This window comes from Lentisphaera marina (assembly GCF_028745505.1).
Classification (GTDB): Bacteria; Verrucomicrobiota; Lentisphaeria; order Lentisphaerales; family Lentisphaeraceae; genus Lentisphaera; species Lentisphaera marina.
This window is the reverse complement of the sequence record NZ_JAQZZL010000001.1, coordinates 930,879-945,465: the sequence shown is the minus strand read 5'-3', so window position 1 is coordinate 945,465 and position 14,587 is coordinate 930,879. Positions and strand designations below refer to the sequence as shown.

At 41.4% G+C, this 14,587-nt stretch carries 13 protein-coding genes; 9 read left to right on the top strand and 4 right to left on the bottom strand.

Annotated features, from left to right (window positions below; genetic code table 11):
* Positions 1-43: 43 nt before the first annotated feature.
* The 4 genes from PQO01_RS03835 to PQO01_RS03820 all read left to right on the top strand — a co-directional run bounded on the left by PQO01_RS03835 (position 44) and on the right by PQO01_RS03820 (position 4,375).
* Positions 44-1,729 carry a hypothetical protein gene (locus PQO01_RS03835; RefSeq protein WP_274312722.1) on the top strand — a complete coding sequence of 562 codons (1,686 nt, stop codon included), beginning with the start codon at positions 44-46 and terminating at the stop codon, positions 1,727-1,729.
* 67 nt (positions 1,730-1,796) lie between these two features.
* Positions 1,797-3,005, top strand: coding sequence for an ADP-forming succinate--CoA ligase subunit beta (sucC, locus tag PQO01_RS03830; protein ID WP_274312721.1), 1,209 nt, complete (start codon positions 1,797-1,799; stop codon positions 3,003-3,005).
* A 16-nt stretch (positions 3,006-3,021) separates the two neighbouring features.
* Positions 3,022-3,894: a succinate--CoA ligase subunit alpha gene (sucD, locus tag PQO01_RS03825; protein WP_274312720.1), complete on the top strand. Its 873-nt coding sequence runs from the start codon at positions 3,022-3,024 to the stop codon at positions 3,892-3,894.
* Positions 3,895-4,048: 154 nt separating this feature from the next.
* On the top strand, positions 4,049-4,375 hold the full coding sequence (locus PQO01_RS03820) for a YkgJ family cysteine cluster protein (protein ID WP_274312719.1): 327 nt from the start codon (positions 4,049-4,051) through the stop codon (positions 4,373-4,375).
* On the opposite strand, the gene PQO01_RS03815 is transcribed toward PQO01_RS03820, so the two are convergent.
* Complete coding sequence (locus PQO01_RS03815; RefSeq protein WP_274312718.1) at positions 4,376-4,567, bottom strand: hypothetical protein; 192 nt, start codon at positions 4,565-4,567, stop codon at positions 4,376-4,378.
* A gap of 242 nt (positions 4,568-4,809) precedes the next feature.
* Here PQO01_RS03815 and PQO01_RS03810 point away from each other — a divergent pair, with 242 nt between their 5' ends.
* The 5 genes from PQO01_RS03810 (at position 4,810) to PQO01_RS03790 (ending at position 12,040) form a co-directional block, all read left to right on the top strand.
* The gene (locus PQO01_RS03810; RefSeq protein WP_274312717.1) at positions 4,810-6,126 is read left to right on the top strand and encodes an aminotransferase class I/II-fold pyridoxal phosphate-dependent enzyme; all 1,317 of its coding nucleotides are present in this window, start codon (positions 4,810-4,812) and stop codon (positions 6,124-6,126) included.
* A complete protein-coding gene (locus tag PQO01_RS03805; RefSeq protein ID WP_274312716.1) occupies positions 6,127-7,017 on the top strand; it encodes an Hsp33 family molecular chaperone HslO in 891 nt (296 codons plus the stop codon).
* A 203-nt stretch (positions 7,018-7,220) separates the two neighbouring features.
* The gene (locus PQO01_RS03800) at positions 7,221-10,499 is read left to right on the top strand and encodes a DUF7133 domain-containing protein (protein ID WP_274312715.1); all 3,279 of its coding nucleotides are present in this window, start codon (positions 7,221-7,223) and stop codon (positions 10,497-10,499) included.
* Positions 10,500-10,675: 176 nt separating this feature from the next.
* Entirely contained in the window at positions 10,676-11,143 is a 468-nt protein-coding gene (locus PQO01_RS03795) for a hypothetical protein (protein ID WP_274312714.1), read from the top strand.
* Between the two features lie 105 nt (positions 11,144-11,248).
* Positions 11,249-12,040 (top strand): hypothetical protein, encoded by a 792-nt coding sequence (locus PQO01_RS03790; protein ID WP_274312713.1) that lies wholly within the window; start codon positions 11,249-11,251, stop codon positions 12,038-12,040.
* On the opposite strand, the gene PQO01_RS03785 is transcribed toward PQO01_RS03790, so the two are convergent.
* The 3 genes from PQO01_RS03785 to trhO are packed head-to-tail and all read right to left on the bottom strand — an operon-like array spanning position 12,037 to position 14,496.
* Positions 12,037-12,255, bottom strand: a complete 219-nt coding sequence (locus PQO01_RS03785; protein WP_274312712.1) for a ferredoxin — start codon at positions 12,253-12,255, stop codon at positions 12,037-12,039. The two genes, PQO01_RS03790 and PQO01_RS03785, sit on opposite strands and share 4 nt — an antisense overlap.
* Positions 12,242-13,498, bottom strand: coding sequence for a peptidase U32 family protein (locus PQO01_RS03780; RefSeq protein ID WP_274312711.1), 1,257 nt, complete (start codon positions 13,496-13,498; stop codon positions 12,242-12,244). The genes PQO01_RS03785 and PQO01_RS03780 overlap by 14 nt, the downstream gene beginning before the upstream one ends.
* Positions 13,498-14,496: an oxygen-dependent tRNA uridine(34) hydroxylase TrhO gene (trhO, locus tag PQO01_RS03775; RefSeq protein WP_274312710.1), complete on the bottom strand. Its 999-nt coding sequence runs from the start codon at positions 14,494-14,496 to the stop codon at positions 13,498-13,500. The genes PQO01_RS03780 and trhO overlap by 1 nt, the downstream gene beginning before the upstream one ends.
* Between the last annotated feature and the right edge of the window lie 91 nt (positions 14,497-14,587).

The following is a 14,587-nucleotide window of genomic DNA, read 5'->3' as shown; positions in this document are numbered from 1 at the left end:
TACTTATGAACTTTATTTACATTTCTAATACTCTGGGAACTACATGACAACACGTTTTTATTTAGCTCTTTTATTCATTTCTGTATCCATCAATTCAGCTCTCTCACTAGAAGTCATTATTAATTCCGAAAAAAGTGCCGATGTCAATCAGTCCATTTTTCTGCAATTAACCAAGTTTCCTAATGAGCTATATGTTGAAAACCCTAAAGTTATTAGTGATAAGATCTTAGACGCCGTTTTAGCTGATAATACTGACATTGTTATCGGTGACAAAACTCTATTAATCTCCGACATCACTGCAGAAGCTAACAAGCAAGCTCGTGCTAATGCTGAAAAGTTGCATCCCACTCTCGACAAAAAGAAACTTGTAGAGAATGCCGAAGAGACTTTCCCTATATATAAAGAAGGCGATTATGTCGAATTCGTTTATGACCCTTTTAGAAAAATAGCTGTCAAAGGTAAAATCAAACGAATCAGTAATGAATTCCTTTTTGTGGGCTTTAGTGGACAGTATGCTATTAAAAACATCCTGGACCCCGCCCTAAGAGATAGTTTCTTTCCTGACAAAGTTAAGACTAATCGTCAAAAATACATAGATACACTCATCGCTAAACAGCGCTACCAATTCAACGTCACACTCAACAAAAACGTGCAACCGATCGCCGACAAACTCATCCTCCAGAATGAAAAGAATGGTTTCATTTACGTCAATAGCACTTGGCATCTCATCAGCGATCTCATCAATTCTAGAGTAAACGACAAAAACAAACTCATCACTAAAAAACTTCAAGTCGAACAAGAAAAACTAGATGCCGCTGAAGCCGCTAGAAAAGCTGAAGAAGACCGCGTTAATAATGCCAAGCTCCTAGAGGCTCAGAAACTTGAACAGGCACGTTTAGATAAAGAAAAAGCAGAAGCCGAAAACGCTAAGCGAATTGCAGAACTCCAAGGCGACCTTCTCACAGAAGAAGATAAACTCAAAGAACAAGCAGAAATGCTCAAAAAACTAGAAGAGGAAGAAGCAGAAGCAGCTAAAGTAGCCGCAGCTAAACGAGCGGCTAAAGCTGCTAAAAAAAGAGCTCTAGCTGACAGCGGAGACTCAGACGAAGATGGTCCTATGGCTGGCTTCCAAGTCATTGCAATTGCACTCATCGTTATCTTAGGCTTAGCAGTCGTAGCATTCGTCGTTTTTAAAGACAAAATCAATAAAAAGTTCAAACGTAACAAAATCACTCTTGATCAAATATCTGGCGAAGCCGCTCCTGCCCCCTCAACAAAAATGCCTGAAGAAGAAGCTGGTACAGGAACTAAAGGCCCTAGTCTTACTGAACAAGCCGAAGCGAGTCGAGATGCTGGTGATGGCTCAAAAATCCAAAAGAAAAAAATCAGCTTCTCAAAAAGTAAACCTGGTAATTCTTCCAACTTTTTTAGCCCCGAAGAAATTGAACAGTCTGAAGAGGTCTCTACAGATACGGCATCAGTGGGCAGAAGCCAAGCTATTTCAATGAGCAGTGCACGCCCTGGCAACTCATCAAAATCGCCTATCACTCCTCCCGGTGGCGGATTAACTCCTCCCGGTGGTGGACTTACTCCTCCCGGCGGTGGACTCACTCCTCCTGGTGGCGGCTTAACTCCTCCCCCAGCCCAAGAAGAAGCAGACGACTCAAGCTCGAGTCTCATCACTGACCCAAGCTTGAAACCAAAACCAAAGCTTCAATTAAAAAAATAATAAAACTCTGACATAAATTTTACTTAATTTTTGTGCGCTCCTATTAGTAAGGTGAGCGCATTGCTTTATGTTGCACCTGCGACTTTACAAATATAAAGCAATCAGGAGAAAAACTGTGCTTATTCACGAATACCAAGCTAGGGACTTATTCAGAGAATATGGAATCCCAGTTACAGAAGGAAAAGTCTTCGAGTCATTAGAAGGCGTTGAAGAATACGCAACTGAATTAGGTCAGTGCGTTGTTAAAGCTCAGGTTCACGCTGGTGGACGCGGTAAAGGTGGCGGTGTTAAATTTGCCCCCACAGTAGAAAAAGCCATCGAGCACGCTACCAACATTTTAGGTATGCAACTTATCACACACCAAACTACAGCTGAAGGCTGCAAAGTTAACAAAATCATGCTTGTTCCTGGTTTGGATATTGCTAAAGAATACTACTTAGCTCTTACTATCGACCGTGCAACTCAATGCCCATTCATCATCGCCTCTACTGAAGGTGGTATGGATATTGAAGAAGTAGCTGAAAGCACTCCTGAAAAAATCGCTAAGATCAAAGTTGACCCATCAGCTGGCTGCTGGGCTTACCACGGACGTAAAGTAGCTGATGCACTTGGTTTCGAAGGCAAGCAAGCACGTATTGTTGCTAACATCGCTCAGAACCTCTACAAAATGTTCATGGAAAAAGATTGCTCTATCGTTGAGATCAACCCGCTCGTGGTAACTGAAGATGACCAAATCTACGCTATCGATGGTAAAGTTAACTTCGACTCAAACTCTCTCTACCGTCAAAAAGACATCGTAGAACTCCGCGACCCACTCGAAGAAGAGCCTCTAGAAGTTGAAGCTTCTGAGCATGACCTTGCTTACATCAAGCTCGACGGTAACGTCGCTTGTATGGTAAATGGTGCTGGTCTTGCAATGGCAACAATGGACATGATCCAAATCTCTGGTGGTTCACCAGCTAACTTCCTCGACGTCGGTGGTACAGCTACTCCTGCACGCGTTGAGCAAGCTTTCCGCATCCTCCTTAAAGACCCCAACGTTGAAGGTATTCTTATCAACGTATTCGGCGGTATCGTTCGTTGTGACCTCGTTGCAGAAGGTGTTATCGAAGCCGTTAAGAATATCGGCAATATCGAACAACCAATTGTGATTCGCCTAAGTGGTACAAACTCTGCTGAAGGTAAAAAACTCCTCGCTGAGTCTGGTATGACTTTCGAAACTGCTGACTCACTCAACGAAGCTGCTGCAAAAATTGTTGCTGCAGTAAAAAAATAATCGCGGAAATTATATAATGGCTATTTTAGTTACAGAAAAAACTCGCGTCGTTGTTCAGGGTATTACTGGCTCACAAGGCGCTTTCCACACTGGTCTCATGAAAGAATATATGGACAACTTTGTTGTCGCTGGTGTAACTCCTGGTAAAGGCGGTCAAGATCTCGACGGCACTCCTGTTTATAACAGTGTTGCTGAAGCTGTAAAAGAGCAGCAAGTTAACACTTCTGTTATCTTCGTACCCCCTCCCTTCGCTGCGGATGCAATCCTCGAAGCTGTCGATGCAGAACTCGACCTCGTTATTTGTATTACGGAAGGTATTCCAGTCCTCGATATGATGAAAGTTAAGCACGCGATGAAAGACAGCAAGACTCGTCTCATCGGCCCTAACTGCCCAGGTGTAATCACTCCTGGTATCGGCAAAATTGGTATCATGCCTGCTGACATTCACATGCCAGGTAAAATCGGTATCATTTCACGCTCTGGTACACTTACTTACGAAGCTGTTGACCAAATCACAAAAGCTGGCCTCGGCGAATCAACTTGCGTTGGTATTGGTGGTGACCCAATCAACGGCACTCAGCACCTTGACGTTGTTAAAATGTTCGCTGAAGATCCACAAACTGAGGGTATCGTACTTATCGGTGAAATCGGTGGTGACGCAGAAGAACAAGCTGCTCTTTGGATCAAAGAAAACTACAACAAGCCTGTCGTCGGTTTCATCGCCGGTTTGACAGCGCCTCCCGGTAAACGCATGGGCCACGCTGGCGCAATCGTTGGTGGTGGTGACCGCACTGGTGCAGAAAAAGTTCAGTACCTCAAGGACTGTGGTATCAAGATGGTTCAATCTCCATCTGATATCGGCGAAGCAATGAAATCTTTCTTCAGCTAAGCACCCCTTAAGACTAGTTCTTAATCCCGCAACTCTTTGAGTTGTGGGATTTTTTTTGGCTGGAATTTGCAGTCAGTGCATTTTTATGCTAAAAGAAAATCACTAAATAAACCGATTCGCCTTTTATAGAACAATTTACTAAAAACGAGAATGTATGGGAAGCTGGGACTGTCAACGCTGTGGCAACTGTTGCCGTTGGCCGGGCATCGTTAAACTTAACGATGCGGAGATTGCGGAAATCGCAAAATACCTTGAAATAAGTGAAACGGAATTCTTAGATCAATACACTGAACTTCGACCTGATCGCAAAGGCCTTACCCTTATTTCTAGGGAAGATCATTCATGTATCTTTTTAGAGGGAAAGAATCATTGTACGATTCAAGAAGTCAAGCCTCAGCAATGCTCCGATTTTTTAGTGAAATGGTTTCCCAAACCTGAAGACAATTGCGATGCTGTCTACCGCGATGAGAATAGTGAATAATTAAAGCACTTTACCAGAAAAGTATGCTTTAGAAAACTTATCATAATATTTATCTACCCAATCCAAAAAAGCTATTTCCCCTAAATCCGCACCCGCTTTCTCAGATTCAAGCCATTTGTGCTTCTGCATCTCTTCCACTTGATGCCGAATAAAATCTTTTATCACCGAATGATTTCCTGTTTTTACACTCATGCTTAGCCTGCTAGATTATTAACAATTGGGCTTATAAAATAAAACTCCACTCCAACGATACAAGCCCTCGCAAACACATGAATATCAATTATTTAACAAAAAAACGTGCAAAGCTGTAATTTTTTGAAAATAATAATGAATACTTTGCATTAAAAGCTATTCAATTTTACTTATAAATCTGAAAAATGGTATTAGATTAGCGCGCGAATTTTTATAATCATAGCTAAAAGAAGGATTTAAGCATGAACCATCTCGCTGAAAAACTCAATGAGCAAATCTCTACATCTAACCCACACGTACTCGAAATGTTATCCGACTACGGTAAGCGTATCTTTTTCCCATCTGCTGGTATCTTAGCACAAAGTGCTGAAGCAAAAGCTGATGCTCACCTCTACAATGCTACCATTGGTATCGCGACTGAAGGAGGCAAAGCCATGGGCCTTGATTCAATCACCGAACAAGTCAACGATCTCGAGAATGCTGAATACCTTCCTTATGCACCTTCACCAGGACTTCCAGCTCTACGTACAAAATGGCAAGAGCTACAACTAGAAAAGAACCCCTCTATGGCTGGAAAAGATGTTTCTTCTCCCGTTGTAACAAATGCCTTAACTCATGGTATTTCTCTCACTGGTTCACTCTTCATGAATCCAGGTGAAACTCTTGTTCTTTCTGACCATTTCTGGGGTAACTACAACCTTTACTTTAACGCTACACTCGGCGTTAATATGGAGTTTTTCACTCTCTTCAATGAAGATGGCACTTTCAACAGCGCTAGCTACAAAGAAACTCTTCTAAAGGCTGCTGAAGGCAAAGATCAAATCACCACCATCCTCAACTTCCCTAATAACCCCACTGGTTACTCCGTTCTTAAACAGGATGTTGATGGTATTCTCGATGCCGTGAAAGCTGTAGCTGACACAGGCACAAACGTCGTAGTTATTTGCGATGATGCTTACTTTGGCCTTTTCTTTGAAGAAGACGTACTTAAAGAATCTCTCTTTGGCTACTTCGCTGACCTTCACGAGCGTGTCCTCGCTGTAAAAGTTGATGGTGCAACTAAAGAAGATTACGTATGGGGCCTCCGTTGCGGCTTTATTACTTACGCTGCTAAAGGTTTAGCGTCTGAAGGTTTAAAAGCTCTCGAACAAAAAACTGGCGGAGCTATTCGTGCCACTGTTTCTAATATTTCTCATCTTTCACAGCGCATCGTCCTCAAAGCTTTCAGCAATGGCGATTACGCATCACAAAAGCAAGAGAAATTCGACATCATGAAAGCGCGCTATGAAAAAGTAAAAGAAGTTCTTACTGATAGTCGCTTTGCAGAATATTTCAGCCCTTACCCCTACAACTCAGGTTATTTCATGACTATGAAACTTGAGCAAGGTTTAGATGCCAATGAGTACCGTCAATACTTACTCAAAAACAAAGGTATTGGCACCATTTCTATTGGCGCTTCAAATATTCGCGTAGCATTCTCATGTACCGAAGAATCTCACTTAGCAGACCTCTTCGACAAAATGTATGAAGCGGCTAGCGAAATGGTTGCTGCCAAGTAAATGAACGACTTCCTCTACAGAGGCATTATTGAGGGCTTGAACGCACGATTCAGTGTCGTTCATGCCTCCGAAGCTGTAGAAACAGGAATCATTAAACATAACTGTGATCCTGTTTCCGGCTTATTGTTGTGCCGTGCCCTCGGCACTGGACTACTCATATCCCCTCTACTTCAAGATGACCATCGCTTTACCATAAGTTGGCAGTACGATGGCCCCATAGGTAAAGTTGTTGTTGATGTAGGAGCAAACTCAGACGTACGTGGCCTAATCAGTGACACCAACCTAGCTGTACACACCACAAGTATGGGTGAGTCCTATGGTGAAAATGGTCAAATTTCCGTAGTTCGTTCATCAGAAAAAATGCTCATCAGTTCCTCAACTACTGAAGCACAATTACTAGAACTAAGTGATGATCTCGGCTTTTTCTTTTCCACTTCTGAACAAGTTGAAACTGAGCTCGTTATCGCTACGAATTTTCGTCCTAACCCAGAAAATCCTGTAAGTTTATGCCAAGGCTTCATGATTCAGGCTCTTCCTGGTTGTGATCTAGAAAAACTCGATCGCGCGCGCCAACGCATGCGCTCACCAGAATTTAGAGCCTTACTCGACACGGCCCCCGAACTGGATAACCATGTTGAAAAACTTATTCAATTACTCTTTGACGAAGGTGAAGAGCAACAAGAGTATTCCATACATTCTTGCCCAAACCCTATTTTTCAGTGTAACTGCAGTAAAGAAAAGACTTTTTCTGCTTTGCGTACTTTAAATAAGGATGAGCTCATTGAGTCTAGAGATAAGAAAGAAGAAATAGCCGTAAGCTGCCACTTCTGTTCAAGTCGCTACACCTTTGATCATAATGACCTGCAAAGACTTATTGACGAAAAAGCCTGACATCCATTTCAGTTCTTTAAAAATGCGAGACTTGTTCTCGCATTTTTTATGTCTATAAACTCACTTAAATAAATTTCGATTTGTATCAAAGCGACAAATACTTGTATTCCCCTTGTTGAAAAATGAAAAGATTGTCAAAAAACATACTCGCTTTTACGTATACCTTTGTAGTTTAGACAACAATCACACAAAGGATAACAACTATGATCAAAGCATTCGCACTTGTCGTTTTTGGCTCAATCACCGCGCTGTCACCACTTTACGCTAATCCTCAAGTTCAAGATTTCACTGGAAAAATTCACAACCCTAAATTCTCAAACTCGGGGAAAATTGCTCAATACCCAAGCATTGAATACATGACTAGCTTTGGCATTGGTCACGATGGCAGCCTTTACATTGTCGAGTCCCCCCGTCAAAAACATGGTCAAATCCTCGATATACGTGGTGCGAAACAATTTACTCAACAAGATTTCAAAAACCAGACTGTTGAAGAACGTATCAAAATGCAAGAGCAAGATCCGAAAACTGGAAAGGCTTACTTTACTCGCAATAGTGAACGGATCGCAAAGATCACAGATAGCAATGGTGATGGAGTTTTTGATACTCGCAAACTATTTGCAGATGGAATGATGGGCAACACTGCAGACGGAGTTGCTTTTACTGCGATTGAACATGATAAATCTATCTACTTAACTTGCATCCCCAACCTATGGAAATTTACCGACACTAATGGTGATGGAATTGCTGACAAATCTGAGATCTTACTAACTGGCTTTGGTCCGCGTCTCAGTATGATGGGTCACGACATGCATGGTGTCATCATGGGGCCCGATGGTCGATTGTACTGGTCGATTGGCGACCGTGGCTACAACGTCACCTCAAAGGAAGGTGTTAATTTTGCTGCTCCTGGTCGTGGCGCTATTTTTCGTTGCAATACTGATGGCACCCAATTAGAAGTTTTTCACTACGGCCTCAGAAATCCGCAAGAGATAGCTTTTGATGAACATGGCAACCTTTTTACTTTTGATAATACTGGCGATATTGGCGATAGTGCACGCGCCGTCTATGCAGTGGAAAGTGGAGATTCTGGCTGGTATATGGAACACCAAGGCCTCCATCAATATCGCGCTCGCCTGGATCATGCTGAATTCAATGGCCGCTCCCCATGGATCGAAGATCAAATGTTTAAACCCCAACAAGCCAAACAACCCCTATGGTACCTTCCACCCATTAGCAACTTTAGCAGTGGCCCTTCTGGAATCACCTACTTAACTGGCGAAGCAATCCCGGAAGAATGGAGAAATAGTTTCCTCGTTTCTAACTTCCGTGCTAGTACGTCGCGTTCAAACATCTTGCGCTTTCAATTTGCGGAAAACGGAGCTTCATTCAAAACCCTATCCTCTGATCCCGCCGTATCACAAGTCGTGGCATCAGATGTGAATTTAGGCTTCAATGGAAAAATTTATATAGCTGATTTCGGTGGTGGGTGGTCCGTTAATGATCGTGGTAGTATCCAGTATATTGAACATCCTGAGGGTAGTTCTAAAGCCTCGGTTAAACAAACTCAACAATTATTTGCAGAAGGATTCGATAAAGTCGACAAACCAGAAAAACTTCTCAATCACCCCGACATGCGCGTACGTAAATATGCACAATTCGAACTGGTTAAAAGAAAAAATGTTTCTACTTTAGAAAACGCTCTAGCCAAAGGCACAAGTACTGTTGAACGCCTTCATGCTCTATGGGGTTTAAGTCAGCTTCAACGTAATCAAATTGCGAACACCGCAAAATTCATTTCTAGCTTCGCTAATGACTCCGACTATATTATTCGCCAACATGTCTGTCGCAGCTTAGGTGACTTCAAGCCTTCTTCAGAGAATGAAAATATCCTCATTAATGCACTCCAAGATAAATCTCCTCGCGTTCAGCTAACCGCAATCATTGCGCTTGGAAAAGTGGGCTCATCACAAGCAATTAATGCTCTGTGGAAATGTTTAGAAATGAATAATGGAAAAGAGCACATAATTCGTCATGTGGGTGTACGAGCCTTAGCAAGACTGAATGATGAAGCCGGTGCTATTAAGCAGGTGAAATCCGAAAAAAATGAACTGCGACTAATTGCTGTACTTATTTTACGAGAACTAGAATCTACTCACCTACAAAGTTTTGTTCAGGATAAAAATCAGCTCGTCAAAGAAGAAGCAATTCGCGCCATATACGATAAACAAATTATGGCTGCAATGCCTTCTATAGCTGCCGAAAGCTCCCAGATATCTAACTACTCACTTCCACTACAAAGACGAATTTTACTTTCAAATATGTGGATTGGAGAAAAACAAAATGCCGTAAACACCATCAACATCGCTAATAATACTCATGCTGAAAAACAAGTGCGAGAATTTGCCTTACGCTCACTTAAGAGGTGGTCTAAACCACCTGAAAATGACCCAGTATTCTCTACATACCGTCCAACTAAAAATCGTGTGATTGATATAAACTCTGCCATTAGTCCAGGTCTGACACAGCTCCTAGAAAGTGCTAATGGACATCTATTGGAAATGGGACTGAAACTAGCTGAAGATATCAAATTACCTCTTTCAAGCAAAACACTCTTAGCTCAAATCAAAAATTCAAAAGCTCCTGCAAACATACGTATTTCATCTTTAAATACACTTATCGCTCAGGACTCCAACTACCTTAAAGAGATCCCAGCTATGATTTTATCAGAAAAAGATGATCTCGTGCAAGCAAGGCTCATCGAACTGACCTATGAATATAAATTAGCCAACTACGCACAGCTCGAATCAAAATATTTAAATCTAAAACAGGTCCCCCAAGCACGAGCCATCATCAAGGGTCTCAAAGGCAACACAGGCCTACAAATACGCTTAATTAAGCTATGGAACCAAAAAGATGCACTCATACCCAAAGAAGCTCAACTTGAACTCTATCTAGCTTTAAAATCACTCAACACCCCTAAAGCTAGCAGCATTATCGCCCAGTTTGATTCTAAGCCTGACAATTCATATCAATTCACCACTACAGGAGGAGATATTGAAGCTGGCAAAATCATATTTGAAGGTCAAGGAGCATGCCTACAATGCCATCAAATCGATAGAAAAGGAGGCGTTCAAGGACCTGCACTTGACGGTATCGGAACTCGTCAAAATCCACACACCATCATGGAATCACTCATTCACCCCAATAAATTAATTGCTCCGGGCTTTGGTACTTTCATCGTCTCAACTAAAGATGGCAAATCAACCGCAGGCATACTTCAAAAAGAGACAGTAGATCACTATGAAATCAAAACAGCTACAAAAACTGTTAAAATATTGAAGACTAATGTCGTAAGCAAGCAAGGTCCCAGTTCTGGAATGCCACCCATTGCCCGGGCTTTACAACTGCATGACCTTCGTGACTTAATTGCTTATCTCGAATCTCTAAAAGACAAAAAAGCAAGAAAGAAATCTGGACATTAATCCCTGTGTGAAACTAAATGCTTAGTCTATAACTAAAGCTAAGCATTTGATCATAAGATAAACTATTCAAATAAGACTATTGATAAAATCAATGAATGAGATCTATTTTATCTTTAGAACTAATAGATGCGGAGCCATAAAATTAAGGCATGCCAATTAACTTATCGGAGCCTTTTATGCATCACTACAGTATCCAAAACTTCCATTTTACTTATGAACCCTGCAAAGCTTTTCCTGATTATTTCCCCAATCAACCAAAGAATGCCTGGCACTGTCGACTTCATACTCACAGTTTAGAAAATTCAAAATTAAGTAAAATCATGGATATCTGGATTGCAGGAGATGCGCAAGCCCCCAATCAAACACTGTTACTCAAAGCACTAGAAATCAAAAAACAAATCAAGGATTATATTGAAGAGAGCTGTATTTTTGATATTCAATGGGTGAACAACATTAAACTCTATAGTTTCTATGCAGGAATTGAAGAAATACATGATTTTCGTCAAGATAAAGAGTGGCTTAGTGGCATCTACCTTTTGGATGAAAATGATCCCGAGCGCTGTGTTTTAAGCGAAACTTACGCCTTCTGTAATTATTCAACTTTGTTTATAGAAGGTAAAGCTTGCGATAAAATCATAGCTTAAAAACACACTTTATTAAAATAATACCCCTGTACTTCTGAGCTTTCATCTTGCATAGTTTTTCTTAGTCATAAGATTGACTTAAGTTGAATAAATCGAAAGGAAAACATGAAAAAAATTCTCGTAATCATTTTTCTGTTTTTTTCGAACTCACTTTCTGCTGACTTCCCACCTGCAGTTCACTATGCCTTTGGCAATTACTTAGGTAGCGGTGTTTATGAAGTCTCTGGAGAGCAAGCTTTTCTTATGCGGCTCCCTTTTGCATATAAATTTCAAGAAGATGGAGAAGGCTTGCGTTTAAGACTGCCAGTAAACATTGGTATTTACAATTGGAGTGCCACCGATGGGGAGGCTCCCGATTCAATTAATGTAGGTAGTTTTATACCTGGTATTGAATACCGTCACCGAGTCAATGAACGCTTTAGCGTCGAACCCTTCTTCGACTTAGGTTATGCCCATGATTTTGATAATAGTGAAAATACGCTTGTAACGGCTATTGGTTCAGCATTTAAATATCAATTTGGTGATCAACTACAGCATTGGTGGGTTAATCGTCTTACTTACGCGAAAGCCCGTTCGGAGGATGATAACGCCGAGTCCACACTTACTTTTTGGCAAACTGGTATTGACCTTGAAACTCCCCTTGAAGGCAGCTTCTTTGACTATGACTTCAACTTAGCCACCTATGCTATGACTCGTGTTTACTTTGACAATTTCTCCCTAGAAGCAGACGATCCGGAAAAAGATGTAGATGTGCGACAAACCTATGAAGGAGGCCTATCGTTTAAACTCAAAGAAAAATGGAAGTTCAAATTTCTTGAAGTAGGTCGTGTTGGCTTTGGCTACCAATTTGGTGATGGCTTCGACCTCTACAAAGTTTTTATCAATCTTGCGATTTAGGTAAGAGAAATAATATTGACGGGACACCCTCGAACAGCTTCTTCGAGCTCAGACCTGTCCATTTCAAAAGCTTCAACTACCTGAAAAACACCCTCTTGACGAAAGTCATGTAACTGAGCTAAACCTTCATCATCCATATAAAAATAAGTGGGGGCGGTCTCCGCACAGAGACAGCAACCAATACACTCTTGACGTTTATGCTTAAGCTTTGGCATCAATTTTTTCCAGTTTATAAAGTTTATCGCTCGGGCGAATCTTTTCTGTGTTAGGGAAAGTAAAAAGCTCACCTTTCACAACACTTTCAGTAGCCACCATCTCACCATTTTGCGAAGAACGCATTTCACTAATCACGCCCTGAACCGCTCCCGTGGTTTTACCGACAACTACATATTCGTCGCCCACTCTTAAGCTTCCTGCACAGCTCTCCACTTCAGCAATTCCTGCCTTTGAAAAGTAATGCTTTATTGGTCCTATATAAACTTTACGATAGGGAGACTTATTACCATCAGCTTCCGCCCACCCCTGTTCACGACCTAAGTAATAGCCCGATGAAAAACCACGGTTATAAACTTTCTCTAATTCAGGCATCAGATTTTTGACAAATTCTGCTCCATAAGTCCCATCTTGAACTGCGTCAATTGCTGCACGATAGGCTTTAATAACTGTCGCCACGTACTCTGGAGAACGACCGCGACCTTCAATTTTAAAGACGCGAACGCCACTCTCAAGCAACTGATCCACAAAATCGATCGTATTAATATCGTTCGGCGACATAATAAAATTATTATCAACTTTAAGTTGTTTCCCCTCAGAATCCGTGACAGTGTATTCTTTGCGACAATTCTGCTCACAGGCACCACGATTAGCTGATGCATTTGACGTGTAGAGTGACATGCCGCAACGACCTGAAACCGCAATGCATAAAGCTCCATGAGCGAAAGCTTCTATTTCCATTTCTTTGCCATTGCGTCCGAGTAAAGTTTCTCGTTGAATCTTTTCATATATGCTAGAAATCATCGTTAAATTTAGCTCGCGGGCTAAAACAACTCGATCACAATAGGGTGCGTAAAACTTAAGTGATTCATAATTCGAGATAGATAACTGCGTTGATAAGTGAACTTCTATATCTAATTCATTGGCCATTTGCACCGCTGCCATATCGGATAAAATAACCCCACTCACACCTTCAGCTTTCGCAGTCTCTAACATTTTGCGACAGAGTTTTAAATCATGCTCATAGAGCAATGTATTAAGCGTTAAATAGGATTTAACTCCAGCTTCTTGACAAATGCGAATGATCTCAGGTAAATCTTCTGTATGAAAGGAGCGTCTTGCACGTGCTCGCATATTGAGTTGTGCTAAACCAAAATATACCGCATCTGCACCATTTTGAACTGCCGCATTTAAGGAAGCGTAACAACCCGCAGGAGCTAAGAGCTCGACATTATGAAATTTCATTAGGACTTCTTTTGCGCTTGACGCAACTTTTGTTCTCGGTCATATCGCTTTTTTTCCGCCTTAGCTTGTTGTCGTGCTTGTGCAGAACGAATGGCATCGGAACCAATATGATCTTCCCCACGTTTCTCAGCAAGTTGCATCTGATGTTGACGTTCGCGGAAACGAGATTTCTCCGCCTCGGAAGTCTTAGCGTGACAATGAGGACAACTCACCCCAATTTCAAAAAGTGCATGTTCTTGATCTTCTTTAGTAATCGGGAAACGACAGGCATGACACATATCATATTGACCTTTGTCTAAATCGTGATTAACCGCAACACGGTCATCAAATACAAAGCATTCACCTTCCCACATAGTTTCTTCTTTCGGCACTTCTTCGAGATATTTAAGAATGCCGCCCTGTAAGTGATACACTTCTTCAAAACCTTGTTCTTTTAAGTACGCGGTTGATTTTTCACAGCGGATGCCACCAGTACAAAACATGGCGACTTTCTTATTTTTCTCAGGGTCTAAGTTTTCTTTAACATATTTGGGGAACTCACGAAAGCTCTCGGTATTCGGATTAAGTGCATTTTGAAAGGTCCCAATACCAACTTCATAATCATTGCGCGTATCAACTAGAACGACTTCTGGATCAGAAATTAATTCATTCCACTCACTTGGCTTAACATAAGTCCCTACCGATTGCAAGGGATCAATACCCTCAACACCCATAGTGACGATTTCTTTTTTTAGCTTTACTTTGGTGCGCTTAAAAGGAGCTTTCTCACTAAAAGAATTCTTATATTCGATGGGCTCGAGGCCACAATCTTTATTCAAATAGTTTAAGACGGCTTCAATACCTTTTGCGGGGCCCGCAATTGTTCCGTTTATGCCCTCATTAGCCAAAAGTAGGGTTCCACGAACTTCATTTGATTCCATAACTTGGTTGAGTGGCTCACGCATCTCTTGATAATTTTCTAGACGCACGAATTTATATAATGCACATACAGTATACATGTTGATTTCCTTGTGTTAGCCGAATCGTAAATTCGGGACATTTTGGTGATGTAAAGACCTCTTGGTCAAAAGGCTCGCACTATAAACTAAA

Excerpts from the sequence above, each read along its gene's own strand:
- sucD (WP_274312720.1), top strand. The coding sequence starts at position 3,022 with ATGGCTATTTTAGTTACAGAAAAAACTCGCGTCGTTGTTCAGGGTATT.
- PQO01_RS03805 (WP_274312716.1), top strand. The coding sequence starts at position 6,127 with ATGAACGACTTCCTCTACAGAGGCATTATTGAGGGCTTGAACGCACGA.
- PQO01_RS03795 (WP_274312714.1), top strand. The coding sequence starts at position 10,676 with ATGCATCACTACAGTATCCAAAACTTCCATTTTACTTATGAACCCTGC.
- PQO01_RS03780 (WP_274312711.1), bottom strand. The coding sequence starts at position 13,498 with ATGAAATTTCATAATGTCGAGCTCTTAGCTCCTGCGGGTTGTTACGCT.
- PQO01_RS03820 (WP_274312719.1), top strand. The coding sequence starts at position 4,049 with ATGGGAAGCTGGGACTGTCAACGCTGTGGCAACTGTTGCCGTTGGCCG.
- trhO (WP_274312710.1), bottom strand. The coding sequence starts at position 14,496 with ATGTATACTGTATGTGCATTATATAAATTCGTGCGTCTAGAAAATTAT.
- PQO01_RS03810 (WP_274312717.1), top strand. The coding sequence starts at position 4,810 with ATGAACCATCTCGCTGAAAAACTCAATGAGCAAATCTCTACATCTAAC.
- PQO01_RS03835 (WP_274312722.1), top strand. The coding sequence starts at position 44 with ATGACAACACGTTTTTATTTAGCTCTTTTATTCATTTCTGTATCCATC.
- PQO01_RS03790 (WP_274312713.1), top strand. The coding sequence starts at position 11,249 with ATGAAAAAAATTCTCGTAATCATTTTTCTGTTTTTTTCGAACTCACTT.
- PQO01_RS03800 (WP_274312715.1), top strand. The coding sequence starts at position 7,221 with ATGATCAAAGCATTCGCACTTGTCGTTTTTGGCTCAATCACCGCGCTG.
- PQO01_RS03815 (WP_274312718.1), bottom strand. The coding sequence starts at position 4,567 with ATGAGTGTAAAAACAGGAAATCATTCGGTGATAAAAGATTTTATTCGG.
- PQO01_RS03785 (WP_274312712.1), bottom strand. The coding sequence starts at position 12,255 with ATGCCAAAGCTTAAGCATAAACGTCAAGAGTGTATTGGTTGCTGTCTC.
- sucC (WP_274312721.1), top strand. The coding sequence starts at position 1,797 with ATGTTGCACCTGCGACTTTACAAATATAAAGCAATCAGGAGAAAAACT.